25 protein-coding genes and 1 pseudogene are annotated in these 26,434 nt (G+C 69.4%); 9 read left to right on the forward strand and 17 right to left on the reverse strand.

Features of this window, described 5'->3' with window-relative positions; genetic code table 11:
- The 4 genes from VJT49_RS21775 to VJT49_RS21790 all read left to right on the forward strand — a co-directional run.
- Positions 1–923: hypothetical protein (locus VJT49_RS21775; protein WP_324166734.1), on the forward strand; the 923-nt coding region annotated here is incomplete at its 5' end.
- 26 nt (positions 924–949) lie between these two features.
- On the forward strand, positions 950–1,294 hold the full coding sequence (locus tag VJT49_RS21780) for a hypothetical protein (RefSeq protein ID WP_324166735.1): 345 nt from the start codon (positions 950–952) through the stop codon (positions 1,292–1,294).
- A gap of 204 nt (positions 1,295–1,498) precedes the next feature.
- A complete protein-coding gene (locus tag VJT49_RS21785) occupies positions 1,499–2,818 on the forward strand; it encodes an MFS transporter (RefSeq protein ID WP_324166779.1) in 1,320 nt (439 codons plus the stop codon).
- A 4-nt stretch (positions 2,819–2,822) separates the two neighbouring features.
- A complete protein-coding gene (locus VJT49_RS21790; RefSeq protein ID WP_324166736.1) occupies positions 2,823–5,150 on the forward strand; it encodes an FdhF/YdeP family oxidoreductase in 2,328 nt (775 codons plus the stop codon).
- A gap of 148 nt (positions 5,151–5,298) precedes the next feature.
- Here the strand turns inward: VJT49_RS21790 and VJT49_RS21795 are convergent.
- The 7 genes and pseudogenes from VJT49_RS21795 to VJT49_RS21820 form a co-directional block, all read right to left on the reverse strand.
- Positions 5,299–5,586, reverse strand: a pseudogene (locus VJT49_RS21795) (MarR family transcriptional regulator); the annotation flags it as partial.
- Positions 5,528–5,686 (reverse strand): hypothetical protein, encoded by a 159-nt coding sequence (locus VJT49_RS21800; protein WP_324166737.1) that lies wholly within the window; start codon positions 5,684–5,686, stop codon positions 5,528–5,530. The pseudogene VJT49_RS21795 and the gene VJT49_RS21800, both read right to left, overlap by 59 nt.
- 12 nt (positions 5,687–5,698) lie before the next feature.
- A complete protein-coding gene (gene menC / locus VJT49_RS21805) occupies positions 5,699–6,805 on the reverse strand; it encodes an o-succinylbenzoate synthase (RefSeq protein WP_324166738.1) in 1,107 nt (368 codons plus the stop codon).
- The gene (locus tag VJT49_RS21810) at positions 6,802–7,629 is read right to left on the reverse strand and encodes a GNAT family N-acetyltransferase (protein WP_324166739.1); all 828 of its coding nucleotides are present in this window, start codon (positions 7,627–7,629) and stop codon (positions 6,802–6,804) included. Before VJT49_RS21810 ends, menC begins: the two co-directional genes overlap by 4 nt.
- Positions 7,626–8,735 carry a M20 family metallopeptidase gene (locus VJT49_RS21815; RefSeq protein ID WP_324166780.1) on the reverse strand — a complete coding sequence of 370 codons (1,110 nt, stop codon included), beginning with the start codon at positions 8,733–8,735 and terminating at the stop codon, positions 7,626–7,628. Before VJT49_RS21815 ends, VJT49_RS21810 begins: the two co-directional genes overlap by 4 nt.
- Positions 8,736–8,754: 19 nt before the next feature.
- Positions 8,755–8,862: an MFS transporter small subunit gene (locus tag VJT49_RS35385; protein ID WP_414636056.1), complete on the reverse strand. Its 108-nt coding sequence runs from the start codon at positions 8,860–8,862 to the stop codon at positions 8,755–8,757.
- A gap of 55 nt (positions 8,863–8,917) precedes the next feature.
- Entirely contained in the window at positions 8,918–10,276 is a 1,359-nt protein-coding gene (locus tag VJT49_RS21820) for an L-lactate MFS transporter (RefSeq protein WP_324166740.1), read from the reverse strand.
- A 128-nt stretch (positions 10,277–10,404) separates the two neighbouring features.
- Here VJT49_RS21820 and fdhD point away from each other — a divergent pair, with 128 nt between their 5' ends.
- On the forward strand, positions 10,405–11,259 hold the full coding sequence (fdhD, locus tag VJT49_RS21825) for a formate dehydrogenase accessory sulfurtransferase FdhD (RefSeq protein WP_324166741.1): 855 nt from the start codon (positions 10,405–10,407) through the stop codon (positions 11,257–11,259).
- Positions 11,260–11,312: 53 nt separating this feature from the next.
- Positions 11,313–12,251 carry an alpha/beta hydrolase-fold protein gene (locus VJT49_RS21830; RefSeq protein ID WP_324166742.1) on the forward strand — a complete coding sequence of 313 codons (939 nt, stop codon included), beginning with the start codon at positions 11,313–11,315 and terminating at the stop codon, positions 12,249–12,251.
- 31 nt (positions 12,252–12,282) lie between these two features.
- On the opposite strand, the gene VJT49_RS21835 is transcribed toward VJT49_RS21830, so the two are convergent.
- The 5 genes from VJT49_RS21835 to tig all read right to left on the reverse strand — a co-directional run bounded on the left by VJT49_RS21835 (position 12,283) and on the right by tig (position 17,105).
- The gene (locus VJT49_RS21835) at positions 12,283–12,675 is read right to left on the reverse strand and encodes a hypothetical protein (RefSeq protein ID WP_324166744.1); all 393 of its coding nucleotides are present in this window, start codon (positions 12,673–12,675) and stop codon (positions 12,283–12,285) included.
- A gap of 62 nt (positions 12,676–12,737) precedes the next feature.
- Positions 12,738–14,033 carry an ATP-dependent Clp protease ATP-binding subunit ClpX gene (gene clpX, locus VJT49_RS21840; protein WP_324166745.1) on the reverse strand — a complete coding sequence of 432 codons (1,296 nt, stop codon included), beginning with the start codon at positions 14,031–14,033 and terminating at the stop codon, positions 12,738–12,740.
- A 210-nt stretch (positions 14,034–14,243) separates the two neighbouring features.
- Positions 14,244–14,873 (reverse strand): ATP-dependent Clp protease proteolytic subunit, encoded by a 630-nt coding sequence (locus VJT49_RS21845; RefSeq protein ID WP_324166746.1) that lies wholly within the window; start codon positions 14,871–14,873, stop codon positions 14,244–14,246.
- 26 nt (positions 14,874–14,899) lie between these two features.
- Positions 14,900–15,514, reverse strand: a complete 615-nt coding sequence (locus VJT49_RS21850; RefSeq protein ID WP_324166747.1) for an ATP-dependent Clp protease proteolytic subunit — start codon at positions 15,512–15,514, stop codon at positions 14,900–14,902.
- A gap of 175 nt (positions 15,515–15,689) precedes the next feature.
- Positions 15,690–17,105 carry a trigger factor gene (gene tig / locus VJT49_RS21855; protein WP_324166748.1) on the reverse strand — a complete coding sequence of 472 codons (1,416 nt, stop codon included), beginning with the start codon at positions 17,103–17,105 and terminating at the stop codon, positions 15,690–15,692.
- A 418-nt stretch (positions 17,106–17,523) separates the two neighbouring features.
- Between tig and VJT49_RS21860 the strand changes: the two genes are divergently transcribed.
- Complete coding sequence (locus VJT49_RS21860) at positions 17,524–19,074, forward strand: FAD-binding oxidoreductase (protein ID WP_324166749.1); 1,551 nt, start codon at positions 17,524–17,526, stop codon at positions 19,072–19,074.
- Between the two features lie 178 nt (positions 19,075–19,252).
- Entirely contained in the window at positions 19,253–20,764 is a 1,512-nt protein-coding gene (locus VJT49_RS21865; protein ID WP_324166750.1) for a HAMP domain-containing sensor histidine kinase, read from the forward strand.
- A gap of 151 nt (positions 20,765–20,915) precedes the next feature.
- Here the strand turns inward: VJT49_RS21865 and VJT49_RS21870 are convergent, their stop codons facing one another.
- Positions 20,916–21,308: an alpha/beta hydrolase gene (locus VJT49_RS21870; protein WP_324166751.1), complete on the reverse strand. Its 393-nt coding sequence runs from the start codon at positions 21,306–21,308 to the stop codon at positions 20,916–20,918.
- Here VJT49_RS21870 and VJT49_RS21875 point away from each other — a divergent pair.
- Positions 21,274–21,777, forward strand: a complete 504-nt coding sequence (locus VJT49_RS21875; RefSeq protein ID WP_324166781.1) for a multicopper oxidase domain-containing protein — start codon at positions 21,274–21,276, stop codon at positions 21,775–21,777. The genes VJT49_RS21870 and VJT49_RS21875 overlap by 35 nt on opposite strands.
- 35 nt (positions 21,778–21,812) lie before the next feature.
- On the opposite strand, the gene VJT49_RS21880 is transcribed toward VJT49_RS21875, so the two are convergent.
- From VJT49_RS21880 to VJT49_RS21895, 4 genes are read right to left on the reverse strand one after another with little or no spacing between them, the layout of a single operon-like run.
- Positions 21,813–23,246: a GH1 family beta-glucosidase gene (locus tag VJT49_RS21880; RefSeq protein WP_324166752.1), complete on the reverse strand. Its 1,434-nt coding sequence runs from the start codon at positions 23,244–23,246 to the stop codon at positions 21,813–21,815.
- A gap of 7 nt (positions 23,247–23,253) precedes the next feature.
- Entirely contained in the window at positions 23,254–24,081 is an 828-nt protein-coding gene (locus tag VJT49_RS21885) for a carbohydrate ABC transporter permease (RefSeq protein ID WP_324166753.1), read from the reverse strand.
- Positions 24,078–25,046, reverse strand: coding sequence for a sugar ABC transporter permease (locus VJT49_RS21890; RefSeq protein WP_324166754.1), 969 nt, complete (start codon positions 25,044–25,046; stop codon positions 24,078–24,080). The genes VJT49_RS21885 and VJT49_RS21890 overlap by 4 nt, the downstream gene beginning before the upstream one ends.
- Before the next feature lie 20 nt (positions 25,047–25,066).
- Positions 25,067–26,350: an ABC transporter substrate-binding protein gene (locus VJT49_RS21895; protein WP_324166755.1), complete on the reverse strand. Its 1,284-nt coding sequence runs from the start codon at positions 26,348–26,350 to the stop codon at positions 25,067–25,069.
- Positions 26,351–26,434: the final 84 nt, after the last annotated feature.

Raw genomic sequence — 26,434 nt, forward strand, 5'->3', positions numbered from 1 at the left:
GCCGGAAGCGCCGCCGGGCCAGGCGGGGCAAGCGGCTCGCGTGGACCGCCGTCGTGCTGGTCGCCCTGCTCGGGGCCGGTTTCGCCGTCTACCGCTGGGGAAAGGCGACCTCCGAGCACTACGACGCGGACGCTCCGGCGACCACAACGACCCCGTCGGCGCCCACCGTGCTGCCGGAGATCGCGCGCGTCGATCTGTCCAAGCCCTTCGACAACACCCCGGCGCAGGCGTGGGGCGACAGCGTGGACGGGCTGTCCGAGCTCCCGGCGCAGAAGATCGGCGGCTTCTCCGCGGCCCAGGTCCAGGACACCCACAACAAGGTCAAGGACGTGATCCACGCCTCGCGCCTGGACCGGCGGATGCTGGAAGGCCATGACACCTCGGCCTATCTCGTGCTGCTGGCCCCGAACGAGCAGAACCGGCTGCGGCCGATCCTCGCGGACCGGGGCAAAACCGATTTCTCGAGCTATGTCACGATGTTCGCCGACGGTTTCCACCTCCTGCCCGCGGTGCCGCCGAGGATCACCGGCAGGCTGAGCGCCCGGGTCGATGATCGCGACGAGCTGATCGTGCACGCTGAATACCTGGTCGGCTACGCCTTCGATCCGGGAAGTTACGGCCCGATCACCAGACCCGCGGACATCGAATCCTTCGAACGGCTCGACGAAGAGTTCGTGATCCGCACGAGCCACCTACCGGAAAAACGATGTCGGACCGGGGCTCGGTGGCGGCACGGGCTTCACCTATTCGATGGCCTGCGGCCCGGACAAGGCGGGCTATCTCGCGCCGACCTACCGCGAACAGTCGACGGGGGGCGCCCCGGATTCCGACGAGGCCGCGATGTTCGACGTGAACAAGCCGATGCCGACCGGTCCAGGCACTTGCTGACCTGGTGGCTGGTCGCGGGGGTGCCGCCCGGCTAGCGTGGTTCGGGGAGGTACCGGGACCGATGAGCGAGAACGATCCGCACGTCCACGTCGAGCGGCAGGTGTTGCTTGCCGGCGCCGCCGCCCGCGACGCGGTCGCGTCGCTGCTGGGCGTCGTGACCGATCTACCGAGCGTCGTCACCACCGCTTGCGGGCTCCGGGTCCCGTATGCGATGACCTCCCCGCGCCCGGAGAGCGTCACCTGCCTGCCCTGCCGGGAGCACGCTCACCAGGAATGCCTGCGCTACGTGGAGCAGGTCGACAGCCTGAGCCGGATGCCTGGCATGAACATCACCAGCGACCAGGCGGCCAAGGCCGCGGAACGGGTCCGGGACCTCGCGAAGAGATTCGCGGGCCAGACCGACTAGCGGCTGGACCGCGATGGTCCGGCGCCCCAGGCCCAGCTCGCGGCGGCACTCGCGGCCGAGTTCACCGAGGAGGAACGCCGGGGCGCTGCCGCTTTCGCGAAGGCCGGCGAACTGGGACACCACAGGAGGTTGAGCACCACGAGCACCACGAGCACCGCGACCACCACCCGGACCACCTTCGGCCCCCGGCTGGTCACCCCGCTGGTGGCCAGTGCGGTACTCAACCCGATCAACTCCACGCTCATCGCGGTCGCCCTCGTCCCCATCGGGCAGACCTTCGGCGCCGGCCCCGCGCAGACCGCCTGGCTGGTCACCTCGCTCTACCTCGCCACCGCCGTCGGGCAGCCGGTCGTCGGGCTGTTCGTGGACCGCTTCGGCGCGCGCCGCGTCCTGCTGACCGGCGCCCTGCTGGTGATGACCGCCGGAATCGCGGGCATGTTCGCGTTCTCCCTCGGCTGGCTGACCGCCGTGCGCGCGTTGCTCGGCATCGGCACCTGCGCGGGGTTCCCGGCGGCGATGGCGGTGTTGCGCGGCCGGGCGGACGCCGCGGGGCAGGGCGTGCCGAGCCGCGTGCTCTCGGTCCTCGCGATGTCCGCGCAGACCGTCATGGTGATCGGCCCGACGCTCGGCGGCGCCCTGATCGGGCTGTCCGGCTGGCCCGCCATCTTCGCGGTGAACGTCCCCATGGCGGCGGTCGCCCTGGTGCTGGCGCTGCGCTGGCTGCCCGAGGACCGGCCGGAAGGCTCCGCGGGCCGGATCGACGTGCTCGGGATCGTGCTGTTCTCCGGGATGCTCCTGGCCGTGCTGCTGTTCGTGATGAACCCGGCCGTGGGCGACGCCTACCTGCTCGCGGTGGCGGCGGTGGCGGCCGCCGGATTCGTGTGGGCGGAAACGCGGTCGGCGAGCCCCTTCATCGATTTGCGGATGCTCGCCGGGAACGGCCCGCTGCTGCGCACCTACCTGCGGCAGGCACTGGCCTTCCTGATCGTCTACTCGATCATGTTCGGGTACGTGCAATGGCTCGAGTCGGCGCGTGGCCTGAGCGAGTCGGGTGCCGGCGCGCTGCTGCTGCCGATGTCGGTGGTCGCGGTCGTCGCCGCGGGTGTCTCCGGCAGGCCGACCGGCGTCAAGGCCCGGTTGATCGGCAACTCGCTCGCCCTCTCCGCGGGCTCGGCGCTGCTGCTGTTCACCGGCGTTTCGACCCCGCTCGCCGCGCTCGTGGGGCTCGCCGCGGTGTTCGGCGTGGGCCAGGGACTGGCGAGTGTGACGAATCAGACCGCGCTCTACGGCCAGGCTCCCGCCGCGTGGATGGGCACCGCGAGCGGACTGTTCCGCACCGCCCAGTATCTCGGCGCGATCGGCGCATCGGCGCTGATAGCGCTGTGTTTCGGCGCGCACGCGACCTCCGCGGGGCTGCACACGCTGGCCTGGATCCAGCTCGGCGTGGGCGCACTGCTGTTCACGGTGACGATCTTCGACCGGGCCCTGGGGTCTCGCGGAGAATCCGTTGCGCAGGCAGGATAAGCGGGTGACTCGCTCCGCTCCCAGGGAAGACATCGACGAGGCCGGTCTCGAAGTCCACCGGCCCAAGCAGTGGGCGGCCGGCGTGCCCGGGGTCGCGGTGTCGCTGCTGCGCAGCGTCGAGCAGATGGGCACCGGCCGTACCGTCCGCACGCTGCGCCTGCTCAACCAGCGCGAGGGCTTCGACTGCCCCGGCTGCGCCTGGCCGGAAGCGCAAGCCGCGGACGGTGAACACCGCAAGCTCGTCGAGTTCTGCGAGAACGGCGCGAAGGCGGTCGCGGAGGAGGCCACCAGGCGCCGGGTCGGGCCGGAGTTCTTCGCCGCGCATCCGGTCGCCGACCTGGCCGGCAGGACCGGCTACTGGCTCGGGCAGCAGGGCAGGCTGACCCATCCGATGGTGCTGTGTCAGGGTGCCACCCACTACGAACCGATCTCCTGGGACGGCGCGTTCACGCTCATCGCGGACAAGCTGCGCGAACTGTCCGATCCCGACCGAGCGCTCTTCTACACCTCGGGCCGCACGAGCAACGAGGCCGCGTTCCTCTACCAGTTGCTGGCCCGTTCGTTCGGCACCAACAACCTGCCGGACTGCTCGAACATGTGCCACGAGTCCTCGGGTGCCGCGCTGTCCGAGGCGACCGGCATCGGCAAGGGCTCGGTGAGCCTGGCCGACCTCCACCACGCCGACCTGATCGTGGTCGTCGGCCAGAATCCCGGGACCAACCATCCCCGGATGCTGTCCGCGCTGGAACGGGCCAAGGCGAGTGGCGCGCGGATCATCGCGGTGAACCCGTTGCCGGAGGCCGGGTTGATGCGGTTCAAGAACCCGCAGACGCCCGGCGGCGTGCTCGGCAAGGGCACCGCGCTGGCCGACGAGTTCGCGCAGATCCGCCTCGGCGGTGATCTCGCGCTGTTCCAGGCGATCGGGCATCTGCTGCTGTCCTGGGAGCAGGCCGCCCCGGGCACCGTGCTGGACCACGAATTCGTCGGCGGTTCGACACACGGCTTCGACGACTACGCGAAGAGCCTGCGCGAACTGGACTGGACAGCCGTCGACGCGGCGACCGGGCTGTCCCGCACGCAGATCGTGAAGATCGCGCGGATGATCGCCGAGTCGGAGCGCACGGTGTACTGCTGGGCGATGGGCGTCACCCAGCACCGGCACGCGGTCCCGACCATCCAGGAGATCACGAACGTCGCGCTGCTGCGCGGCATGATCGGCAAGCCGGGCGCGGGCCTGTGCCCGGTGCGCGGGCACTCGAACGTGCAGGGCGACCGGACGATGGGCGTCTGGGAGAAGATGCCGGATTCGTTCCTGACCGCGCTGGAAGCGGAGTTCGGCGTCGAGGTTCCGCGAAAGCACGGTCTGGACACCGTGGACGCGATCCGCGCCATGCGGGACGGCCGCGGCAAGGTGTTCGTCGGCATGGGCGGCAACTTCGCCGCCGCCACCCCGGATTCGGCGCTCACCGAGCGGGCCCTGGCCTCGTGCGAGTTGACCGTGCACGTGTCCACGAAACTCAACCGTTCCCACGTGGTGCACGGGAAGACGGCGCTGATCCTGCCGACGCTCGGGCGTACCGAACGGGACGTACAGGCCGGCGGCGAACAGTTCGTCACCGTCGAAGACTCGATGTCCTGCGTGCACGCCTCGCGCGGGCGGCTGCGTCCGGCGGGTGAGCACCTGCTGTCCGAGGTGGCGATCATCTGCCGGCTGGCGCGGGCGCTGCTGGGCGAGGACCACGTGGTGCCGTGGCACGAGTTCGAACGTGACTACGACCGCATCCGGGACCGGATCGCCCGGGTCGTTTTGGGCTGCGAGAACTACAACGCGCGGGTGCGCGAACCCGACGGCTTCGTGCTTCCCCACGCTCCCCGCGACTCGCGCCGATTCGACGGGACGGCGACCGGGAAGGCGCACTTCACCACCAGTGTCCTGGAGTTCCCGGAGGTCCCGCCCGGCCGTCTGCTGCTGCAGACCCTGCGCAGCCATGACCAGTACAACACCACGATCTACGGCCTGTCCGACCGTTACCGTGGCATCGAGAACGCCCGGCGGGTGGTCCTGGTACACGCCGATGACCTGGCGGAACTCGACTTCGCGGACGGGGATCTGGTGGATCTGGTCTCTGAATGGAACGGCCCGGGTCACCCGCGAGGTACCGTCGAGCGGCGCGCGGAGAAGTTCCGGGCAGTGGCCTACCCGACGGCACGCGGCTGTGCGGCGGCCTACTTCCCCGAGGCGAACTCACTGGTGCCCTTGGATTCGGTGGCGCGGAAGTCCAACACCCCGGTCTCCAAGGCGATCGTCGTCCGTCTCGAGCCCGCTGGCTGACCTTCCGGAGGATCCGGGCCAGCTCACGACGGTCCTTTTCGGACAGAGCCGGGTAGCGATCCGCCACGCCGCCCGCGAATTCGGTACGGAGCTTGTCGCGCAGTACCTGCCCTCCGGCGGTGAGCACCACCCGGCTGACCCGCCGGTCGCGCGGATCGGGCTGCCTGGCCGGCAGTCCGCGCCGCTCCAGGCGATCCACCATGCCGGTCACGTTGGTCTTGTCGCAGCCGAGCGACGCGGCGAGCTCACCGAACGCCGGCTCTTCGACAACATGCACAGCAACTGCTCTGCCGGCCGGTGAGCCCCCGAACTCACGCGCGATCTTGCCGTAGAGCGCGCCGGCCTCCCGGTGCAGCGCCGCCAGCGCGGCGGCGAGGTCACGCCTGCAAGCCGCCGCGCAGACTCCACTGGGTCGCATGGGTGAGCCGGAGGACATCGCCGACGTCGTCGGCTTCGCGGACATACATCTCTCGGACGACGCTCGCTGGATCACCGGCCAGACCGTGCGCGCGGGCGACGGCCTGTTCTGGCGACAACGGCGAAATGACCTACACCGGCAGCCATTCCGTTCCGGTGGTGACCGCGTCCAACCGGTCCGGATCGGGAGTCACGCCGAGCCCGGGCGCCGTCGGCACCGGCAGATGTCCGTTCTCGAGCACGAACGGGGCGGTGATGTCCGTCCGGTAGTACCGGTCCGACGCGGACGTGTCGCCGGGCAGGACGAATCCGGGTAGTGCGGCGAGCGCGACGTTCGCGGCGCGGCCCAATCCCGTCTCCAGCATGCCGCCGCACCACACCGGCACGCCGTGTGCCACGCACACGTCGTGGATGCGGCGCGCTTCGAGGTAGCCACCGGCGCGTCCGGGCTTGATGTTCACGACCTGGCAGGCGCCGAGGGCGATCGCGTCGGCGGCCGCGCGCGCCGAGGTGATCGATTCGTCCAGGCAGATCGGGGTGGCGACGATCTTCGCCAGCTCCGCGTGGCCTCGCACGTTCTCCTCGTCGAGCGGCTGCTCGATGAGGAGCAGGTCGAACGGGTCGAGCCGGGCGAGGTGGCGGGCGTCGGCTTGCGTGTACGCGGTGTTGGCGTCGACCTGCAGCAGGACGTCGTCGCCGAACCGCTCGCGCACCGCCCGCACCGGCTCGACGTCCCAGCCCGGCTCGATCTTCAGCTTGATGCGGACATACCCGGCATCGAGATAACCGCCGACAGCGTCCAGCAGTTCCCCGATCGAGTCCATGATCCCGACGGACACGCCACAAGGGACGCGGTCGCGCACGGCACCGAGTTCGCGGGCGAAAGACCGTCCCAGCGCCCGCAGTTCCGCGTCGAGCACGGCCATCTCCAGCGCGGCCTTGGCCATCCGATGCCCTTTGAAGGGAGCGAGCGCGGGGCCCACCGCGTTGCCGTCGAGACTCCTGTGCCCGGCGAGCGCGGGAATCAGGAACCGGCGCAGCACATCGGCGGCGGCGTCGACGTATTCCGGGGAGTACAGCGGGTCGGACATGGCCACGCACTCGCCCCAGCCCTCCGCGTCGTCGGTGACCACCCGGAGCAGCAGGACGTCGCGTTCCGTCTCGGTGCCGAACGAGGTCCGGAACGGCGCCACGAGCGGCATGCCGATCCGGCGCAGTTCCACTCCGGCCAGCTTCATCGGGTTTCCCTTCTCGTGACGACGTACCAGCCGGACTTGTCGAACCCGGTGACCCGGGCCCCATCGCCGAGCAGCTTCCCCAGCACCTCGCGGACGGCCAGGCGCCATTCCCTCGCGCCGCCGGGATCGCTGACGCGTTGCCGCTCGATGTCCGCCGGAGCCGCCACCAGCAGCGTCTCCCCGGCCAGGGAACCCAGGACCGGTAATCCCCCCGCCGACCGGTCCAGGGCGACCACCGCGCCCCCCGCGGCGCCGGGACGCGGCGTTCCCGCGCAAGCGGCCACGACCTCGGGCGCGGCGAGGTCCCAGCGGATCAGCAACCGGTCCGTCTCGCCGCTGCCGTTGAGGTCGTCGTAGACGCGGCCGTAGAAGTCGGGCAGGTACTCGACCGCGGAGGCGCCCAACTTCACCAGGTTGAAGTAGGCGTTACGGGCCACCAGGGGGTCGAAGGTCCACTTGATCGCCGACGCACCGCGCTCCATCGCCCACGCACGTTGATGCAGTTTCAGCGCGAACCCGACGCCACACCCCGATCCGGCCACACCGGCGATGTGGCTGTGCAGCGTCGCGTCGGCGGGCGCCCCGAAGAAGCCGGTACTGGCTCCGACCAGCCTGGCGCCGTTGAACGCGCCGCCGACGTAGTTTCCGGCCTTGGAAAGCGCGCGTAACAGTTCGGTCGTCGCCAGCGGGTTTTCCGGGTCGGGGCGCCAGATTTCGGCGAAGAGCCGGCAGACGGCGTCGAATTCGCGAAGCTCGGCGATCTCCCGGGTCGTGACTCCGGCCGCCCGGGCGGCGGCGTCCGCGGCCACGACCGCGGTGTTCAATCGTTCCCCGTCGGCAGCAGGTCCCCGATGAGCGCCGTGAGCAGTGCGGCCCGCGGCGGCAGCTCGCCGACGAGGACGTGTTCGGTGTCCGCGTGGGCACCGCCGCCGACCGCGCCCAGCCCGTCCAGCGTGGGCGTGCCGATCGCGGCCGTGAAGTTCCCGTCCGAGCCGCCGCCGACCGCCACCCCGGTCAGCGGCGCCAGCCCAAGCCCGGCCGCGAGTCCCGACGCTCGCGCGAACAGGTCCGCGGAGGCCTCCTCGGACATCGGCGGCCGGTTCGGCCCGCCCGCCACCCGCAGGCCGGAGCCGTCCACTATGGACATCAGGGCACGCATACCGGCGTCGACCCGGTTCTGCTCACCGGCATCGCGGACCCGGACGTCCACCGCGAACTCCCCCGCCGCCGGCACGGTGTTGGCCGAGGTGCCCGCCGACGCCACGGTCGGGGTCACCGTCGTGCCGAGTGCGCGGTCGGCGAGCGCGCTCACCGCGAGCACCTGATGGGCCAGTTCTATCGTCGCGTTGACGCCGCGCTCCGGTTCGAGCCCGGCGTGCGCGGCCCGGCCGGACACGCGCACCTCGTACCGCGAAACACCCTTGCGCGCGATCTTGAGCGCACCACCGTCGGCGGATGCCTCGAGGACCAGCGCCGCGGCGCGGCCCGCGGCCTCCTCCTCGATCAGCGCCCGCGAACTCGGCGACCCGATCTCCTCGTCGCCGGTGACCAGGATCGTCACCCCGGTGCGGTCCGCGAGCGCGGCCACCGCGTGGATCGCCATCGCCAGGCCCGCCTTCATGTCGAAGCAACCCGGCCCGCGCAGCACTTCACCGTCCACTGTGTACGGATGGGTGGCGAGCGAGCCGAACGGCCACACCGTGTCGTGATGGCCGAGCAGCAGTACCCCGGCCGGGGCGTCCCCGAACCTCCAGCGCAGGTGGGTCCGGCCGGCGAGGACGATCCGTTCCGGCGGCACGCCCAGCCGCCGCGTGCCGACCCGGGCCACGACGTCCGCACTGCGCGCGACCGCGGCCAAGTCCGCGGAGGGCGACTCGCACGTCACCAGTTCCTCGATGTCGGCGAGCAGCTCCGGCAACCGGGCCCGCATCCGGGCGACGAGGTCCACATCAGCCGCCGAACAGCTGGATGACCTTCAGCACGAGCTGGTAGAGCCCGTAGGCGAAAGGAAGGCCCACCCACAGCCAGGCCACCGTCATCAGCACCCGCCGGTTCATGCGGCCGTCCTCTCCACGACGTTGCCTGGCGGCCGCGGCCTTGACACTACGTGTTTCAAGCGGCTTTCCTTTCCTGAGCCACGCCGGCCACCGGCTCGTGGTACCTGGAATTCACCGGGCGCACCAGCTCGTTGGCGATGAACGCGACGACGAGCAGCGCGATCATGATGTAGAACGAATCCGTGTAGAGGTCCGGACCTTGCTTGCCGATCGCCTTCTCGTGGTCGGCGATGCCGTCGATGATCATCGGGCCGAGCACGCCGGCCACCGACCAGGCGGTCAGCAGCCTGCCGTGGATCGCGCCGACCTGGAAGGTGCCGAACAGGTCCCGCAGATACGCCGGGATGGTGGCGAACCCACCGCCGTAGAAGGACAGGATCACCATGGCGCACAGCACGAACAGGAGCTTCGACGAGTTCCCCACCAGCGAGAGGACCAGGTAGAGCACCGCGCCCACGCCCAGGTAGATCCGGTAGATGTTCTTGCGGCCCACGACGTCCGAAGTGGACGACCAGGCGAACCGGCCGAGCATGTTGGTCAGGGAAAGCAGCGCGACGAACCCGGCGGAGGCCGCGGCGCCCACCGGGACCGGCGTGCCCTTGAAGAAGTCCACGATCATCGGCGCGGCCTTCTCCAGGATGCCGATCCCGGCCGTCACGTTGAAGCACAGCACAACCCACAGGCACCAGAACTGCGGCGTCTTGATCGCGTTGGCCGCCGACACCCGCGCCGAGGTGATCATCGCGTTGCCCTCGACCGCGCGCGGCCGGTAGCCCTCCGGGCGCCAGTCCGACGGAGGCACCCGGACCAGGAACACGCCCATCGACATGAACACGGCGTAGACCAGCCCGTGCACCAGGAAGGCCGCGGCGACCCCGCCCGTGGTGCCACCGAAGGACTGCAGCATCTGGGCCGACCACGGGGAGGCGATCAGCGCTCCCCCGCCGAAACCGGTGATCGCGATGCCGGTGGCCATCCCCGGCCGGTCGGGAAACCACTTGATCAGCGTGGACACCGGGGAGATGTAGCCGATGCCGAGGCCGACCCCGCCGATCACCCCGTAGCCGAGCACCACCAGCCAGAACTGTGAGGTCACCGCGCCCAGCGCGGCCACACAGAACCCGGAGGAGAAGCAGACCGTGGAAACGAACATGGCCCAGCGCGGCCCGTTCCGCTCGACCAGGGTGCCGCCGAACGCGGCGGAGAGCCCGAGCATCACGATGGCCAGCTGGAAGGGCACCCCGCTCAGCGTGCCGGACAGCCCCAAAGACTTCTCCAGCGGCGTCTTGAACACGCTCCACGCGTAGGCCTGCCCGATCGCCAGGTGCACCGACAGCGCCGCGGGCGGGACGAGCCAGCGGCTCCAGTTCGTGGGAGCTACGGCACGGGACGGGGTCAAAAACGTGACGGCCACGGTCAGGCTCCCCTAGGCTGGATGATCGAGAGACACCGAAACCGCAATGTAGTGGTTAGCGCCCACACCGCGCATCAACTTCACCACCAAAACTTTGTTGATGCGGAAAGGAAAGGAGGTGAGGACCGATGGGCCGGGTCACCGTGCGACGCGTGGTCCGCATGCTGTCCCCGGACGGGCAGCGGAGGCGGCCGGACGCCCTTGCCGCCGAGGAACCGCTCGAGATCCGGGTCGGCGGGAAAGCGCTGGCCGTCACCATGCGCACGCCCGGTCACGATGTCGAACTCGCGCACGGTTTCCTGTTGTCGGAGGGCGTGATCGCCTCGACCGAAGACGTTCACACGGCCCGCTACTGCGACAGCGTCGACGACACCGGGCGCAACACCTACAACGTCCTCGACCTCGCGCTCGCCGCGGGCGTCCCACCGCCGGACACCGGCGTCGAGCGGAACTTCTACACCACGTCGTCGTGCGGGGTGTGCGGCAAGGCGGCACTCGACGCGGTCAAACTGAAAACCCGCTTCGGACCGGGAAGTTCGGCCTTCACCGTCACCCCGGAGGTGCTGGCCGGGTTGCCGGACGCCCTGCGCGCCCGGCAGCGGGTCTTCGCCAGCACCGGCGGCCTGCACGCGGCGGGGTTGTTCACCTCGGACGGGACCCTGCTGGCCGTGCGGGAGGACGTGGGCAGGCACAACGCGGTGGACAAGGTGCTCGGCTGGGCGCTGCTCGACAACCGGGTCCCGCTGTCCGGCGCCGGGCTGCTGGTGTCCGGGCGGGCGTCGTTCGAGCTCGTGCAGAAGGCCGCGATGGCCGGGATCGGGTTGCTGGCCGCGGTTTCCGCGCCGTCCTCGCTGGCCGTCGAACTGGCCGAGGAGAACGGGATGACACTGGTCGGGTTCCTGCGCGGCGCCAGCATGAACCTCTACACCGGTGAGCACCGCGTGCTCGACAGCTCGCACCTCAGTGGTGCGGGGCGCCGCTGATCGCCCCGCAGGAACGGGCAAAGCAGGCCGTGACCGGCGTTTCCCGTGGTTGAATGGTCGCGGTGGAACGTGACGAAGGGGCGGGTCAGCCCGGTGGAAGGCGGCGGGTCTGGCCCAGCCGCCGCTCGGTGCTGATCGCGGGAGCCTCGGGCCTCGGGATCGCCGCGTTCGCCACCGGCACCGCGACCGGAACCCTGCCGTTCAGCACAGCGGTTCAGCGCGCCCTGGGCGTCGCCTCGCCGTCACCGATCACGCAGCCGGGGGTCGCGAAGGTCGAGCGGGTGTGGTCGCAGGCCCGGCACCGCGAGGTCGACCTCGTCACCCTGCTGCCGAGCCGGACCATGCCCCAGTGGCTGCCGATGTCGCTGCTGCTGCACGGTCTGCACGGCACAGCCCGCGTGGCCGCGCCGACGGGCACCCTGGCGGAGCTGTCCAGCCAGGTCGCGCGCGGTGCCGTACCCGCGTTCGGGCTCATCGCCGTGGACGGCGGGGACAACTACTGGCACGAGAACCGCCCCGGCGACGATCCGATGGGGATGCTGCTGAACGAAATACCGCAATGGCTGCACCGGCGCGGACTGGGCGGCACGAACGGGTTGCCGTTCGCCTGCATGGGCATGTCGATGGGCGGCTTCGGCGCGCTCCTCTACGCCCGCCGCCGCGCCGAACGCCGCCAGCCGGTGGAGGCCCTGGCCCTGCTCGCCCCCGCGCTGATCACGTCGTGGACCGAAATGAGCAAGCGGAACGCCTTCCACAATGCGGCCGACTGGGCGTCGATGGACCCGCTGCTACACGCCGATGCGACCCAGGCGGTGACCACCGGGGTGTGGTGCGGCACCGAGGACCCGTTCATCACCGGTGTCCGGCAGTTCATCTCCGAAACCCGCCCCGCCGTCGCCTACACCGCCCGGGGCAAGCACGGCGACTCCTTCAATCGCACCGTCGTCCCGAACGTCGTGGGCTTCCTCGGCAAGCACGTTCCCGTTGCCTGACCCTTGTTCCGGGCAGGGGAAACGATCGTGGTCAGCTGACCCAGCGACCCATCACGGACATCAGCCAGAACCCGATCGCGGCCGCGGCGAAGCAGAGCGACGACCAGACGAGCAACGAGCGGTCGCCGCCCGCCGAACGGACCCGGCGCAGCGCGTAACCGGCCACCGCGAACAGCGGGATCGGGACCAGCGGCAGCGCGGAGAGCCGGACGCCGGTGGCGAGCACGCACACGCCCGCGAGCGCGACCAGGACGATGAAACCGACCCGGTGCAGGGTGGCGTGCCGCAAGAACGGGGTGATGATCCGGTAAATGAGATCGCTGATCCCGTGTACGTCCCCGTTGCTGGCTGGGACGACGTTGTCCGAACCGGCCGGACTGCCGGCTTCGGCATCCTGACGGGGCCCCGCCCCCTCCGTGCTCATTCCGGAAGTTTATCCGGTGTCGGTTCAGCGGCCCGCGCCGCGCGGCACCTTTACCAAAGGGCTCAGGCGGTCTTCTCACCACGCTCAGTGCTGCGCCGCCGCGACGGCTGCCGCGACACGATCGTGGGGTTGACGTTCTCCCGCACGGTCTGCTCGGTGATGACGACCTTGGCGACGTCGTTGCGGCTCGGGATGTCGTACATCACCGGCTGCAACACCTCCTCCATGATCGCGCGCAGCCCGCGGGCGCCGGTCCCGCGCAGCACCGCCTGGTCGGCGATCGCCTCCAGCGCGGTCTTGGTGAACTCCAGCTCCACGTTGTCCATCTCGAAGAGCTTCTTGTACTGCTTCACCAGCGCGTTGCGGGGCTGGGTGAGGATCTGCACCAGCGACGGCTTGTCCAGGTGGGTGACGCTGGCGACCACGGGGAGCCGGCCGATGAACTCCGGGATCAGCCCGAACTTGATCAGGTCCTCGGGCATCGTCTCGGAGAAGATGTCGCTCTCCTCGATCTCGGCCTTGCTGCGGATCTCCGCGCCGAAGCCGAGCCCGCGCCGGCCGATCCGGTCGTTGATGATCTTCTCCAGGCCGGCGAACGCGCCCGCGACGATGAACAGCACGTTCGTGGTGTCGATCTGGATGAACTCCTGGTGCGGATGCTTGCGCCCGCCCTGCGGTGGCACCGAGGCGGTGGTGCCCTCGAGGATCTTCAGCAGCGCCTGCTGCACGCCCTCACCGGAAACGTCACGGGTGATCGACGGGTTTTCCGACTTCCGGGCGATCTTGTCGACCTCGTCGATGTAGATGATGCCGGTCTCGGCGCGCTTGACGTCGTAGTCGGCGGCCTGGATCAGCTTGAGGAGAATGTTCTCCACGTCCTCGCCCACGTACCCGGCCTCGGTCAGCGCGGTGGCGTCGGCGATGGCGAACGGGACGTTGAGCAGCTTCGCCAGGGTCTGCGCGAGATAGGTCTTGCCGCAGCCGGTCGGGCCGAGCAGCAGGATGTTCGACTTGGCCAGCTCGACCGGCTCGTCCTTGGCGTCCTTGGGACCGGTCTTGTCGTCGGACTGGATCCGCTTGTAGTGGTTGTACACCGCCACCGCGAGCGTCCGCTTGGCCTCGGTCTGGCCGATGATGTACTGGTCGAGGAACTCGTGGATGTCGTACGGCTTCGGCAGTTCGTCGAGCTTGACTTCGCCCGCCTCGGCCAGTTCCTCTTCGATGATCTCGTTGCACAGGTCGATGCACTCATCGCAGATGTACACGCCTGGGCCGGCGATGAGCTTTTTCACCTGTTTCTGGCTCTTCCCGCAGAAAGAACACTTCAGCAGGTCTCCGCCGTCGCCGATCCGTGCCATGACCGTTGACCTGTCCCCTCCGGTGCACCGGCCGGCGCACCTGATTGCCGCGTTGCCTCTGACGGTACCCGCCCGAAGCCTCGGACGGGAGGACCGACCCCAGGGGAGTGTCCCCGCGTGCGCACCCGTTTCCGGCGCGCCTCGCCGACGTCACACCCTAGGGCAGGACGCCGGCGCGTGCCGGGGTACGACACACGCCGGCCTGGTCGATCAACCCTCCGAGGATGCCTTGCGGTAGGGCAGCACCTCGTCGATGATGCCGTACTCCTTGGCCTGCTCGGCGGTGAGAATCTTGTCGCGCTCGATGTCCAGGCGGATCTCGTCGGGCGTCTTGTTGGTGTGATGGGCCAGCGTGGACTCCATCAGCCGGCGCACGCGCTGGATCTCGTTGGCCTGGATCTCCAAATCGGAGACCTGCCCGTAGGTGCCCTCCGTGGCCGGCTGGTGGATCAGCACGCGGGCGTTCGGCAGCGCCAGCCGCTTGCCCTTGGTGCCCGCCGCCAGCAGCACCGCCGCCGCCGACGCGGCCTGGCCCAGCGCCACCGTGCTGATGTCCGGGCGGACGTACTGCATGGTGTCGTAGATGGCCATCAGCGAGGTGAACGAACCGCCGGGCGAGTTGATGTAGATGGTGATGTCCCGGTCGGGGTCCTCGTGCTCCAGGTGCAGCAGCTGAGCCATCACGTCGTTGGCCGACGCGTCGTCCACCTGGACGCCGAGGAAGATGACCCGCTCCTCGTAGAGCTTGTTGTACGGGTTGGACTCCTTGACCCCGTAGCTGGTGCGCTCGACGTACGACGGGAGCACGTACCGGGATTGCGGAAGCTGAAAGTGACTCATGGCTGGTTTCTCCTCGTTGCGCCCGGTCAGCGACTGCCGTTGGCCGAGGGGAGCTGGTTCTCCCGCGTCAGGACGTGGTCGACGAAGCCGTAGGCACGCGCCTCCTCGGCGGTGAACCAGCGGTCGCGATCCGCGTCACGGGTGATCTGCTCGACGGACTGGCCGGTCTGGTTGGCGGTGATCCCGGCCAGCTCCTGCTTCCACTTGCCGAACACCTCGGCCTGGATCGCGATGTCGGAGGCGGTGCCAGCGACACCGGCGGAGGGCTGGTGCATCATGATCCGCGCGTGCGGCAGTGAGTACCGCTTGCCGCGGGCGCCCGAGGAGAGCAGGAACTGCCCCATCGAGGCGGCCAGGCCCATCGCGTAGGTCGCCACGTCGGGCTCGATCAGCTGCATGGTGTCGTAGATGGCGAAGCCCGCCGTGACCGAGCCACCCGGCGAGTTGATGTAGAACCGGATCTCGGACTCGGAGTCCTCCGCGGCCAGCAGCAGCAGCTGCGCCGTGATCCGGTTCGCCACGTCGTCGTTGACCTCGGACCCGAGGACGACGATGCGCTCCTGGAGCAACCGCTCGTACACCGAGTCGGTCAGATTGAGCCCCGCGGTGCTGGTCCGCGCCTCAGGCTTGTGCTGTGTCACGTCTGCCTGCCTTTTCACCACAACAGTTCAAGATCTCGCGTCGCCATCCGGAAGGTGGACTCGGCGCTCGCCGTGCCAGCACCGGTTCACCCGTTTCGAATGACTTTCCTGTGATCGACCCTAACGAACCCGGGCGGCCTGGCATGCCCAGCACCGCCCGAGTTCGCTCAGAGCTTTACTTTTCGGCCGGGTTTTCGGCGGGGGTCTCTTCGGTGGCCCCTGTTGGAACGGGTGTCTCGGGTGTCTCGGGTGTCTCGGCCTCGGCGGAGTCCTCCCTGCCGAACAGCTCGTCGAGGTCGACCTCGGCGCCCGAAGCGGTGGTCACCGTGGCCCGGCGCACCACCGAGGCGAGCGCCTTCCCGCGGCGGACGTCGGCGAAGATCGCGGTCAGCTGGCCCGACTCCTGGGCCCGGCGCACATACTCGTCCGGGCTGACGCCGTAACGCTGCGCCTGGTAGACGATCCGCTCGGTCAGCTCGGCGTCGTCGACGGTAATCTTCTCCGCCTCGGCGATCGCATCGAGCAGGAGCTGGGTCCGCACCGCCTTCTCCGACTCGGTCTGCAACTCGGAGTTGAACTCCTCGATGCTCGTGCCCTGGGTCTCCAGCAACTTGGCCAGGGCCTCCTCACTGTGGTCGAGATCGTGGACCGCGTCGTGCCTGCGGCTGGAGACCTCGGCCTCGACGACCTTCTCCGGCAGCGGCACCTCGACCGACTCCAGCAGCGCGTCCAGGATCTTGTCCCGGGCCTGCACGCCCTGCTGCACCTTCTTCATCCTGGCCAGCTGCTCGCGCAGGTTGGCCGTGAACTCCTCGATCGTGTCGAACTCACTGGCGAGCTGGGCGAAGTCGTCGTCGGCCTCCGGCAGCTCGCGCTCCTTGACGCTGTTGACGGTGACCTTCACGTCGGCGTCGCGGCCCACGTACTTCCCGGCGACCAGCTTCGTGGTGAAGGTCCTGGTCTCGCCGGCGCTCGCGCCGACCACCGCCTCGTCGATGCCGTCGACCAGCTGACCCGAGCCGATCTCGTAGGACAAGCCGGTGGTCGCGGCCTCCTCGACCTCCTCGCCGTCCACGGTCGCGGCCAGGTCGATGGACAGGAAGTCACCGTCCTGAGCGGGCCGGTCGACGCCCTTGAGGGTGCCGAACCGGGTCCGGACGCTCTCGAGCTCCTGCTCGACCTCCTCGTCGGTCACCTCGACCTCGTCCACCGTCACGGACAGGCCGGCGAAGTCCGGCAGCGCGATCTCCGGCCGGACGTCGACCTCCGCGGTGAACTCCAGCACCTCGCGGTCCTCGAGCTTGGTGACCTCGAAGTCGGGCTGGCCGAGGGTGCGCACCTCGCCGGCGCGGACCGCCTCCAGGTACTTGACCGGGATGGCCTCGTTGACGACCTCATCGAGCACCGGCTCGCGGCCGATCCGGCTTTCCAGGACGCGAGCGGGCGCCTTGCCGGGACGGAAGCCCGGGATGCGCACCTGCTGGGCGATCTTGCGGTAGGCGCGGTCGAAGTTCGGTTTGAGTTCGTCGAACGGCACCTCGACATTGATCTTCACTCGCGTCGGGCTCAGCTGCTCGACGGTGCTCTTCAACGTATTCTCCTCGAGCCTTACAGGGATGTGGATTGTGGGCACACCGGTGCCTCGACCGAGTCTAGGCCAGTGACCTTGCGGCGCCGCCCTGGGCCTGTGCAGGGGGTCTGGGGGCTTGCCCCCAGCGGGGGTGTGGGGGCCGTGCCCCCACAAAACACAGTGGTCTGGGGGCTTGCCCCCAGCGGGGGTGTGGGGGCCGTGCCCCCACAAAACACAGTGGTCTGGGGGCCTGACCCCAGCCAGGGTGTGAGGGCCATGCCCCCACAAAACACAGTGGTCTGCGGGCCTGACCCCAGCCGAGGGTGTGGAGGCCGTGCCCCCGCCCGAACATACTGGTCCGAGTTTAAACTGTTTACATTTCAACGGCGCTTGTCTACCTTCTTCCAGACCAGCAGGTCCCCCCGTACAGGAGCCGGTCGTGACAGCCGACGTCGGAGTCCACGCCGTCCATGCCCTTCCGCGCCTACCGAACGTACGGATGCGGCTGCCGATCGTGGCGGTTCCGACCCTCCTGGTGTTCACCGGCTCGCTGGCCCTGGGCGGGTTCGCGGCCTGGCTGTCACTGGCCGGACTCGCGCCGGCGTGGGCCACGGTCCCCCTGCACACCGCCGCCATCGTCGGCATGTTCGTCGTGCTGCACGAGTGCACCCATCACACGGCGGGGCGGCTGACCTGGGTCAACTCCACCCTCGGCCGGCTGGCCATGCCGTTCGTGTCCTTCTTGGGCGCGTTCCCGTCGGCCCGCCACCTGCATCTGGCACAGCATCGGGAGGGCACCGCGCACCTGACGCCGTGGGACGTGCGGGGACCCGGGTGGCAGCTGCCGTTGCGGTGGCTGGTGGTGGACGTCTGGCACCTCCTCGCCTACCTGCGGCGCACCGCCCGGCGGCCACAACTGGAGGTCGCCGAGACACTGGTGATGCTGGCCCTGCTGCCCGGTGTGCTGGTGGCGCTCGCCGGCCTGGGCCACGGCTGGCGGCTGGTCGTCGTCTACCTGCTGTCCCAGCGGCTCGCACTCGGGCTGGTCGCGTGGTGGCACGACTGGCGTCCGCGGAGTCTCCGGCCCGGCGCGCACAGCTACCAGCAGGCGCACAGCACGTCCCCGGGTTTGCCGTTCTACCGCTATCTCCAGGCGTGGCGGGCCCCGGAAGACGAGACGGAGCCGGCGCCCGCCGACCGGGCCGGCGAGTTCCGTCGCCTCACCGTCACGGAGGTATGGCCACTCACCGACAAGGCCGTGCTGGTGACTTTCGACGTGCCGCACGAACTGCGCACGGGTTTCGCATTCCAGCCAGGACAGCACGTGGAGCTTCGCACCGTGGTGGGTGGCGAGGAACTGCGGCGCCGTTACATGATCTGCTCATGGCCCGGCGCCGACGGCCTGCGGGTCGCGATCAAGCGCAACGGGCCGTTCTCCTCGTACGCCACCACCTCGCTGCGCCCCGGGGACCAGATCGACGTGCGGCCGCCGGCGGGGCGGCCCACGCTCGCGCCGGGCGTCAAGCACGTCGTCGGGCTCGCCGCCGGGGCGGGAATCGTCCAGGTGCTGCCGATGTTGGTGCACGGAATGGCCACCGCGCCGCGGTTCCGGGCGACCCTGCTGTATGTGAACCGGTCCGGCGACGACACGATGTTCGCCGCCGAACTCAAGGAGCTCACCCGCCGGTTCGACGGCAGGCTCCAGATCCTGCACTTCCGGACCGACGAACGCGACCCGGACCTGTGGGCGCCGCGGCCCGGCCGCCGGCCGTTCGAGAGCATCGCGGAGGCACTCGCGATTTCCGACGAGCGGTACTACCGGGGCGGGCTGGATGCCGGGCGGTTCCGGCAGTTGCTTGACTCGCGGCTCCATCCGGCGAAGGTCGACGAGTGGCTCCTGTCGGCGCCGCCCGGCCTGGCCGGCCTCGCCCAGGCGATCCTCGCCGAGCACCACGTCCCCACCTCGACCGTCCACATCGAACGCTTCTAGACGCGGCGCACGGCGCGTTCGGCGTGCTTGGCCGAAGCCGGGCTGATCCCCGCTTCCCGTGCGCCGTGCCGCCGCAATCACACAGCTTTCACACAGGAATCCCACAACGCGGACACACCATCGGGGCCGATCGTCGAACCATGAAGATGCCGGCTCCTGCCCACGTCGAGGGACAATGATGTCCGTCACGCTCCGTGCCGCGTCACCACGCCGCGTGCGGCCGCTGCGCACGAAGCTGACCCTCGCACTGGTGACGCTGCTCGCCGTAGTGTGCTTGATCGTCAGCGTGGTCGGCGAGTTCACGCTGAAGCAGTTGCTCACCAGGCAGATCGACGGCCAGCTGGCCGACACGGTCCACCGCTCGCAGCAGTCCAACCAGGTCAACGGCGGAAACCACGGCGACGAGATCGGCGCGGCCGGAAACCAGGAAGGCACCCTCTACGCGCGGCTTCAGGACGGGCAGGTCGTGCACGCCCAGACGCTGGCCATGCCACCCGGCGGCGGGCAGGTCCGCCCGCGGAACCTCGACCCGGGCGACATCCCCGCCCTGCGCACGGTGGCCGTCGACGGCCAGGGGCACAACCTCGCGCTGTCCGAAGGGGCCTATCGCGTCGTCGCCGTGAAGTCCGGCGACGGTGTCGACGTGTTCGGTCTGCCGAACGTCGACGAAACCCTGGTGACGCTCGGATTCCTCCTGTCCGGGATCGCCGCGGCCGCCCTGGTCGGCGCCGCGATCGTGGGCGCCTACGTGGTGCGGCGCACGCTGCGGCCACTGGACCGGGTCGCGGCGGCGGCGGCCAAGGTCACCGAGCTGCCGCTGGACCGCGGGGAGGCGGCGCTGCCGGTGCGGGTGCCGGTCACCGACACCGACCCCGCGACGGAGATCGGCCAGGTCGGGTCCGCGCTCAACCGCATGCTCGGGCACATCGACAACGCGCTCGATGCGCGACACGGCAGCGAAATGCGGGTTCGCCGGTTCGTCGCCGACGCCGGCCACGAACTCCGCACTCCGCTGGCCGCCATCCGCGGCTACGCCGAGCTCACGCGAAGATCCGGCGACCGGGTACCGCCCGGAATCGCGCACGCGATGAGCCGCGTGGAGTCCGAGGCGTCCCGGATGACCGTCCTGGTCAACGACCTGCTGCTACTCGCCCGGCTCGACGAGGGCCGCCCGCTGGAACGCGCCGAGGTGGATTTCACCCGGCTGGTCGCCGACGCGGTCGGCGACGCGCACGTTTCCGGGCCCGGACACCGGTGGCGGCTGGACCTTCCCGATCACCCGGTCATCGTGACCGGGGACGCGCAGCGGCTGCACCAGGTCCTGGTGAACCTGCTGGCGAACGGCCGCACGCACACACCGCCGGGCACCACCGTCAGCACGCGGCTGGCCGTGTCGCCGGACGGCAGCGCGGTGCTCACCGTCACCGACAGCGGGCCGGGGATCCCGCCCGAAGTCCTGCCCCACGTGTTCGAGCGGTTCGCGCGCGGCGACTCGTCGCGGTCACGGGCGCAGGGCGACACCGGGCTCGGAATGGCCATCGTCGCCGCGGTCGTGGCCGCCCACCACGGCACGGTGGGCGTGCGCAGCAGTCCAGGCCGCACCGAGTTCGAGGTGCGCTTCCCGCACACAGCGGTCGAACAGCGGATTCACGACAACGGCCAAGATCTGCCCGCGACAGTGAAGCTGTGACGAAGCATGACCGTGCTTGCCGAGCACCGGTGCGGTGCTGGGTTCGCCGTTGCTGTCGGCACGGGTTCGAGTCGCTGGAGGAGGCGCGGCTGTCGCTGTGCCTGGACTTCGCCGCTCTCCCTCATGGTCGATCTCGTCGCGACCTGGCCCGTCAGCCGCTGAGGCGGCCCCGGAGGAATTCGGCGATTTCCGCCCGCGCGGCTTTGGTCCGCGCCACCACGCCTGGCATGGTGAGGAACGCGTGCGTCGCTCCGGGATGCTCGGTGAGCCGCGCGGGGGTCCCTGACTCACGCCACCGTTCGGCGTAAGGGCGGCCGTGATCGGCGACGGGGTCGAGGGTCGGCACCACCACGAGTGCCGGGGCCAGCCCGCTCGGGTCGTCGGCATGCAGCGGCGACCGCGCGCGAGAATCCGTTCCCGGCGGGACGGCCAACCGGTGGAACAGCCACATCCGCGCCACGGTCAGGGCCGGGCTGTGGGCGTGCCGGGCGATCGAGGCGTGGTCGAACATCGTCCCGGTCAGCTCGACAGCCGGGTCGACCAACACCTGCGCCCGCAGGAGCGGGCCACCGGATGAACTTCACCGGCCCGCAGGTCCACAAAGGACTCGCCGGCTTCCACCTGGTGCGCGACGACGAACCGCGGCCGAAGGGCGAGGTGCCGCTCATGATCGCCGACCGGTCCTTCACCGCGGACGGCTCCTTCCGTGGACGGTCAACGACGAGATGTTCGGCCCCGGCCACCTCTCCGCCGAGCCCGCGCTCGGTACGGTGGAGCAGTGGACCCTGCGCGCGCCAAACGTGCCCCACCCCATCCACATCCAGCTGGCGCCGTTCCAGGTGCAGAACACGGGCCGGGACGCCTCCGGCTGGAAGGACACCGTCGACCTGGCCCGTGGCGACAAGGCGACGGTGCTCATCCGGTTCGACGGCTACCGCGGCAAGTACCTCCTGCACCGCCACAATCCCGAGCACGAGGACATGGCGATGATGGCCAACTTCGGTGTTAGGTAACGGGGGCTGTTCGCGTTGCGGCAGGTTCGCGTTGTCTAGCCCAAGCCGTTGCGGGCGACGACCTCGGAGTAGAAGCGCGCGCTCTGCTTGGGCGTGCGGCGCTGGGTCTGGTAGTCGACGTGCACGAGGCCGAAGCGCTTGCCGTAGCCCTCCGCCCACTCGAAGTTGTCCAGCAATGACCAGTAGAAGTACCCGCGCAGGTCCGCACCTTGCTCGATGGCCGCATGCGCGGCCCGTAGGTGATCGGCGAGGAAGGCCACCCGGTCGGCGTCGGCGATCTCGCCGTCCTCACCGAGGGAATCCGGATAGGCGGCGCCGTTTTCGGTGACGTACAAAGAAACAGCGGGATAGGTCCGGTCGATCTGGACCAGGGTCTCGGTCAGCCCGTCCGGTTCCACCTGCCAGCCCGAGTGCGTCAGCGACCGGGTGGGGTCCGGCACGAAACCGACGTCGCTCGAGCCGATCCACTCCAGCCCGGCGGGCACGGCGGGCACCGCGGGCCGCCCGGTGACCCGGTAGCCCCGGTAGTAGTTGATCCCCAGCTGGTCGATCGGCGCGGAGATGAGTTCCAGGTCGCCGTCGCACACCAGGTCGGCGAAGCCGAACGGCGCCAGGTCGTCGAGCAGGTCTTCGGGATACCGGCCGAGCAGCACGGGGTCGAAGAACAGCCGGTTCTGCAGGTTGTCGATCCGCCGGGCCGCGTCGCGGTCCTCGGGCGAATCCGGGTCGACCGGATGCACCGGATAGGGGTTGAGCGTGATCCCGGCCTGGGCGGTCGGCGCGTACCGGCGGATCTCCGCCAGGCCGAGGCCGTGCGCCAGCAGGAGGTGGTGGGCGGCGGCAGCGGCGGCCTCCGGTTCCTGGCGGCCGGGCGCGTGCACCCCGGACGCGTACCCGAGGAACGCCGAGCACCACGGCTCGTTGAGGGTGCTCCAGAACGGCACCCGGTCGCCGAGCCGCTCGGCCGCCGACTCGGCGAAACCGGCGAAGCGGTAGGCGGTGTCCCGGTTCTTCCAGCCGCCACGCTCTTCCAGCGCCTGCGGCAGGTCGAAGTGGTACAGCGTCGCCCACGGGGTGATCCCGTTGGCCAGCAGTTCGTCCACGAGCCGGTCGTAGAAGTCGAGTCCGGGCGGGTTGAGCCCGCCGCCGCCGGGGCGGACCCGCGACCAGGCGATGGAGAACCGGTACGCGCCCAGGCCCAGTTGCCGGACCAGCCCGACGTCCTCGGCGAAGCGGTGGTAGTGGTCCGCGGCCGGCTCTCCGGTGTCACCCCCGGCGATCGCGCCCGGCCTGCGGCCGAACGCGTCCCAGATACAGTCGGTGCGACCGTCCACTCTGGTCGCACCTTCGATCTGGAACGCGGCGGTGCTGGCTCCCCAGACGAAACCGTCCGGGAACTTGAGGCCCGCTTTCGGCTGGGCACGTCCGGCGACGGCCTCCGCACCACAGTTCCGCTGCTGCTCCGCCATGGAAAACCTAACCTTTCACCGCGCCTTGCATGATGCCGGACACGATCTGCCGGCCGAGAAGGAGGAAAACGATCAGAATGGGAATGGTGGCCAGTGTCGTCCCGGCGAGCACCAGCGAGTAGTCGATGTAGTAGCCGCTCTGCAACCGTTCCAGCGCCAGCTGGACGGTGGGGTTGTCCGCATCGAGCACGATCAGCGGCCACAGGAAGTCGTTCCACGACATCATGAACGTGAACATGGCCAGCACCGCCGCGGCGGGCCGGACCGCCGGCAGGCACACGTTGGCGAAGATCCGGACGACGCTGCACCCGTCCACCCTCGCCGCCTCGATCAGCTCGTACGGCAGGGCATCCATTGTGTACTGTCGCATCCAGAACACACCGAACGCGGTGACCAGGTTGGGCACGATCACCGCCTGCAGGTGCCCCGCCCAGCCGAACTCCGCCATCATGATGAACAGCGGGATCACGCCCAGCTGGGTGGGCACGGCCAGGGTCACCACGATGAACACGAACAGCGGGTTGCTGCCCCGGAACCGCAGTTTGGCGAACGCGAATCCGGCGAGCGAGGAGAACAGCACCGTGGTGAGCGTGACCGTGCCCGCCACGATGACGCTGTTGAGCAGCCCTTTCCAGAAGGCGACGGACTCGAACACCCGGCCCGCGTTTCGGAAGAAGTTCCCGCCCGGCAGCAACGGCGGGATGGCGTCGCCCAGCATCGAGGTGTCCCGGCTGGCCACCAGGAACTGCCAGTAGAACGGGAACAACGAGCCGAGCACGAACACGGCCAGGGTCACGTGGACCAGGAGGTTCGGCCTGCCGATCCGGGCGTTCATTTCGCCAACCGCCTTGTCAGCACGTAGTTCAGCACTGCGATGATCACGATCAGCACGAACAGCAGCCAGGCGATCGCCGAGGCATAGCCGAGGTCGAACCCTTCGAAGGCCGACTGGTACAGATACAGCGTCACGGTCTGGAACTGGTGCTGGGAACCGCCGTTGTTCGAACCGGGCATGGCGTCGAACAGCTTGGGTTCGGTGAAGATCTGCAGCCCGCCGATCGTGGAGGTGATCACCACGAAGATCAGCGTCGGCCGCAGCATCGGCAGGGTCACGCTGACGAACCGGCGGATCGCGCCCGCGCCGTCCACCACCGCGGCTTCCATCACGTCCGTGGGCAGTGCCCGCATCGCGGCCAGCACGATCAGCGCGTTGTAGCCGGTCCACCGCCAGTTCACCATCGCGGCGATCGCGAGGTGGCTGGCGATCCGGTTGGACTGCCATTCGACGCGGTCGAGACCGACCGCCTCCAGCACCGAATTCACCAGGCCGTAGCGAGGTCCGAACAGGTTGGAGAAGATGATGCCGATGGCGACCAGGCTGGCCGCGTACGGCATCAGGACCCCGACCCGCCAGCCGACGGGCGAGCGAAGCCGGGTGTTGAACGCCGCGGCCAGCAGCACGGCGATCACGATCTGCGGCCCGCTGGAGAGCACGAAGATCGACAAAGTGTTCCCCACGGCGTGCCAGAACTGCCCGTCACCGAACAGCTCCCGGTAGTTGTCCAGCCCGAGGAACTTCGGGTGGTCGTCGCCCACCTCCCAGTGGAACAGGGACACGTAGGCCGTGTAGAGCAGGGGAAACAGGCCGGTGATGCCGAACACCACGAAGAACGGCGCGATGTAGACGTAGGGCGAAACCTTGATGTCCCAGCGCGCCAGGCGTTCCCGGAGACTCGGTTTGACCGGCGCCCCGTGCGGGGGCTTCGGCGGCCGGGTCCGGCCGGCCAGGGTGACGCTCATCGACCTGTTTCCCCCGCCCCTTACTTGACGATCTTCTTCGCGCCGTCGACCACCTGCTGCCACGCCTGGGCGGCCGGTGCGCCCTGCTCGACGGCCTGCAGCGCGGGGCTGGTCACGTTCTCCTGGATCTGCCCGTCACCGGGTCCCTTGTACTGCGCCTTGGCGACCTTGCGGGACTGCTCGGCGTAGAGCTGGCCCACCTTGGCGTCGCCGAAGTAGGGGTCGGTCTTGCTGAGCAGGTCCGGCGAACTCAGCGCCTGCACCTGGCTGGGGAAGTTCCCCGCCGCGGCAAACGCCTCGAGCTGCTGCTCCGGCGCGGTCAGCCAGGCCGCCAGTTCCGCGGCCTGGTTCGGGTGCTTGCTCTGCTTGGGCACGGTCAGGTACGAACCGCCCCAGTTGCCCCCGCCGTTGGGGAAGGCCGCGGTGACCGCCCACTTGCCCGCGTTGTCCGCGCCGGCATCCTCTTTGATCACCCCGAGCATCCATGATGGACAGACGGTGGTCGCGAAGGCGCCCTGCTGGAAACCGGTCTTCCACTCGTTGCCGAACGCGACGAGCTTGGCGGACTGTCCCTGGCCGATCGCGGTGGTGATCCGGTCCCACGCCGCCTTGATGCCCGGATTGGTCTCGATGGTCAGCTTGTCGTTGCGGTCGAGGTAACCGGTGTCGAGCTGGTTGATCATCGAGTTGTACAGCTGGGAAGACGCGTCGAACCAGGGTTTCCTGGTCTTGTCGACGTAGGTCTGGCCGGTGGAGAAATAGGAATCCCAGGTCGCGAAGAGGGATTTGACGCCTTCGGGATCCGAGGGCAGTCCCGCCGCGGCGAGCAGGTCCTTGCGGTAGCACATCGCCAGCGGGCCGATGTCGGTGCCGTAGCCGATCAGCCTGCCGTCCTTGTCCTTGCCCGCGTCGTACTTCCAGGGCAGCCACCGGCTCGCGGTGACGTCCTTCGGCCCGATCTCGTTGAGGTCGTTGAACTTGCCGGACTTGTCGATGATGTCGGAGAAGTGCCCCTCCTCCACCGCGACCACGTCCTCCAGGCCCGAGTTCGCGGCGAGCTTGGTGATCAGGTTCTGGTGGTAGGGACCGCCCTCACCGGTCTTGTGGTGGGTGATCTTGATGTTCGGGTGCAGCCGCTCGTACTCCGTGATCAGGTTGTCGTAACCGAAGTTGGTGAAGGTGCCGATGGTCAGCTCGAGCTGCCCGTCGGAACTCGTCGAGCCACCGCCTCCGCACGCCGCCAGGCTCGCGCCCAGCAACGTGAGTCCGATCGCGAAGCTCACGCCCTTGTGAAGATGTCGCACGTCAAGCCCCTTGCAGATGTCCCGGTTTCCGTGGGAGCGCTCCCAGAACGGTTCAGAGTCCGTCCCCTGTCATCGGCCATGTCA

The organism is Amycolatopsis sp. (genome assembly GCF_035276945.1).
Classification (GTDB): domain Bacteria; phylum Actinomycetota; class Actinomycetes; order Mycobacteriales; family Pseudonocardiaceae; genus Amycolatopsis_E.

Coding starts and splice junctions, on each gene's coding strand:
- VJT49_RS21835 (WP_324166744.1), bottom strand. CDS start 12,675: ATGAGCACGGAGGGGGCGGGGCCCCGTCAGGATGCCGAAGCCGGCAGT.
- VJT49_RS21885 (WP_324166753.1), bottom strand. CDS start 24,081: ATGAACGCCCGGATCGGCAGGCCGAACCTCCTGGTCCACGTGACCCTG.
- fdhD (WP_324166741.1), top strand. CDS start 10,405: ATGGGCCGGGTCACCGTGCGACGCGTGGTCCGCATGCTGTCCCCGGAC.
- VJT49_RS21815 (WP_324166780.1), bottom strand. CDS start 8,735: ATGCGGGCCCGGTTGCCGGAGCTGCTCGCCGACATCGAGGAACTGGTG.
- VJT49_RS21890 (WP_324166754.1), bottom strand. CDS start 25,046: ATGAGCGTCACCCTGGCCGGCCGGACCCGGCCGCCGAAGCCCCCGCAC.
- VJT49_RS21865 (WP_324166750.1), top strand. CDS start 19,253: ATGTCCGTCACGCTCCGTGCCGCGTCACCACGCCGCGTGCGGCCGCTG.
- menC (WP_324166738.1), bottom strand. CDS start 6,805: ATGAAGCTGGCCGGAGTGGAACTGCGCCGGATCGGCATGCCGCTCGTG.
- VJT49_RS21780 (WP_324166735.1), top strand. CDS start 950: ATGAGCGAGAACGATCCGCACGTCCACGTCGAGCGGCAGGTGTTGCTT.
- clpX (WP_324166745.1), bottom strand. CDS start 14,033: ATGGCACGGATCGGCGACGGCGGAGACCTGCTGAAGTGTTCTTTCTGC.
- VJT49_RS21880 (WP_324166752.1), bottom strand. CDS start 23,246: ATGGCGGAGCAGCAGCGGAACTGTGGTGCGGAGGCCGTCGCCGGACGT.
- VJT49_RS21845 (WP_324166746.1), bottom strand. CDS start 14,873: ATGAGTCACTTTCAGCTTCCGCAATCCCGGTACGTGCTCCCGTCGTAC.
- VJT49_RS21830 (WP_324166742.1), top strand. CDS start 11,313: ATGGTCGCGGTGGAACGTGACGAAGGGGCGGGTCAGCCCGGTGGAAGG.
- VJT49_RS35385 (WP_414636056.1), bottom strand. CDS start 8,862: ATGAACCGGCGGGTGCTGATGACGGTGGCCTGGCTGTGGGTGGGCCTT.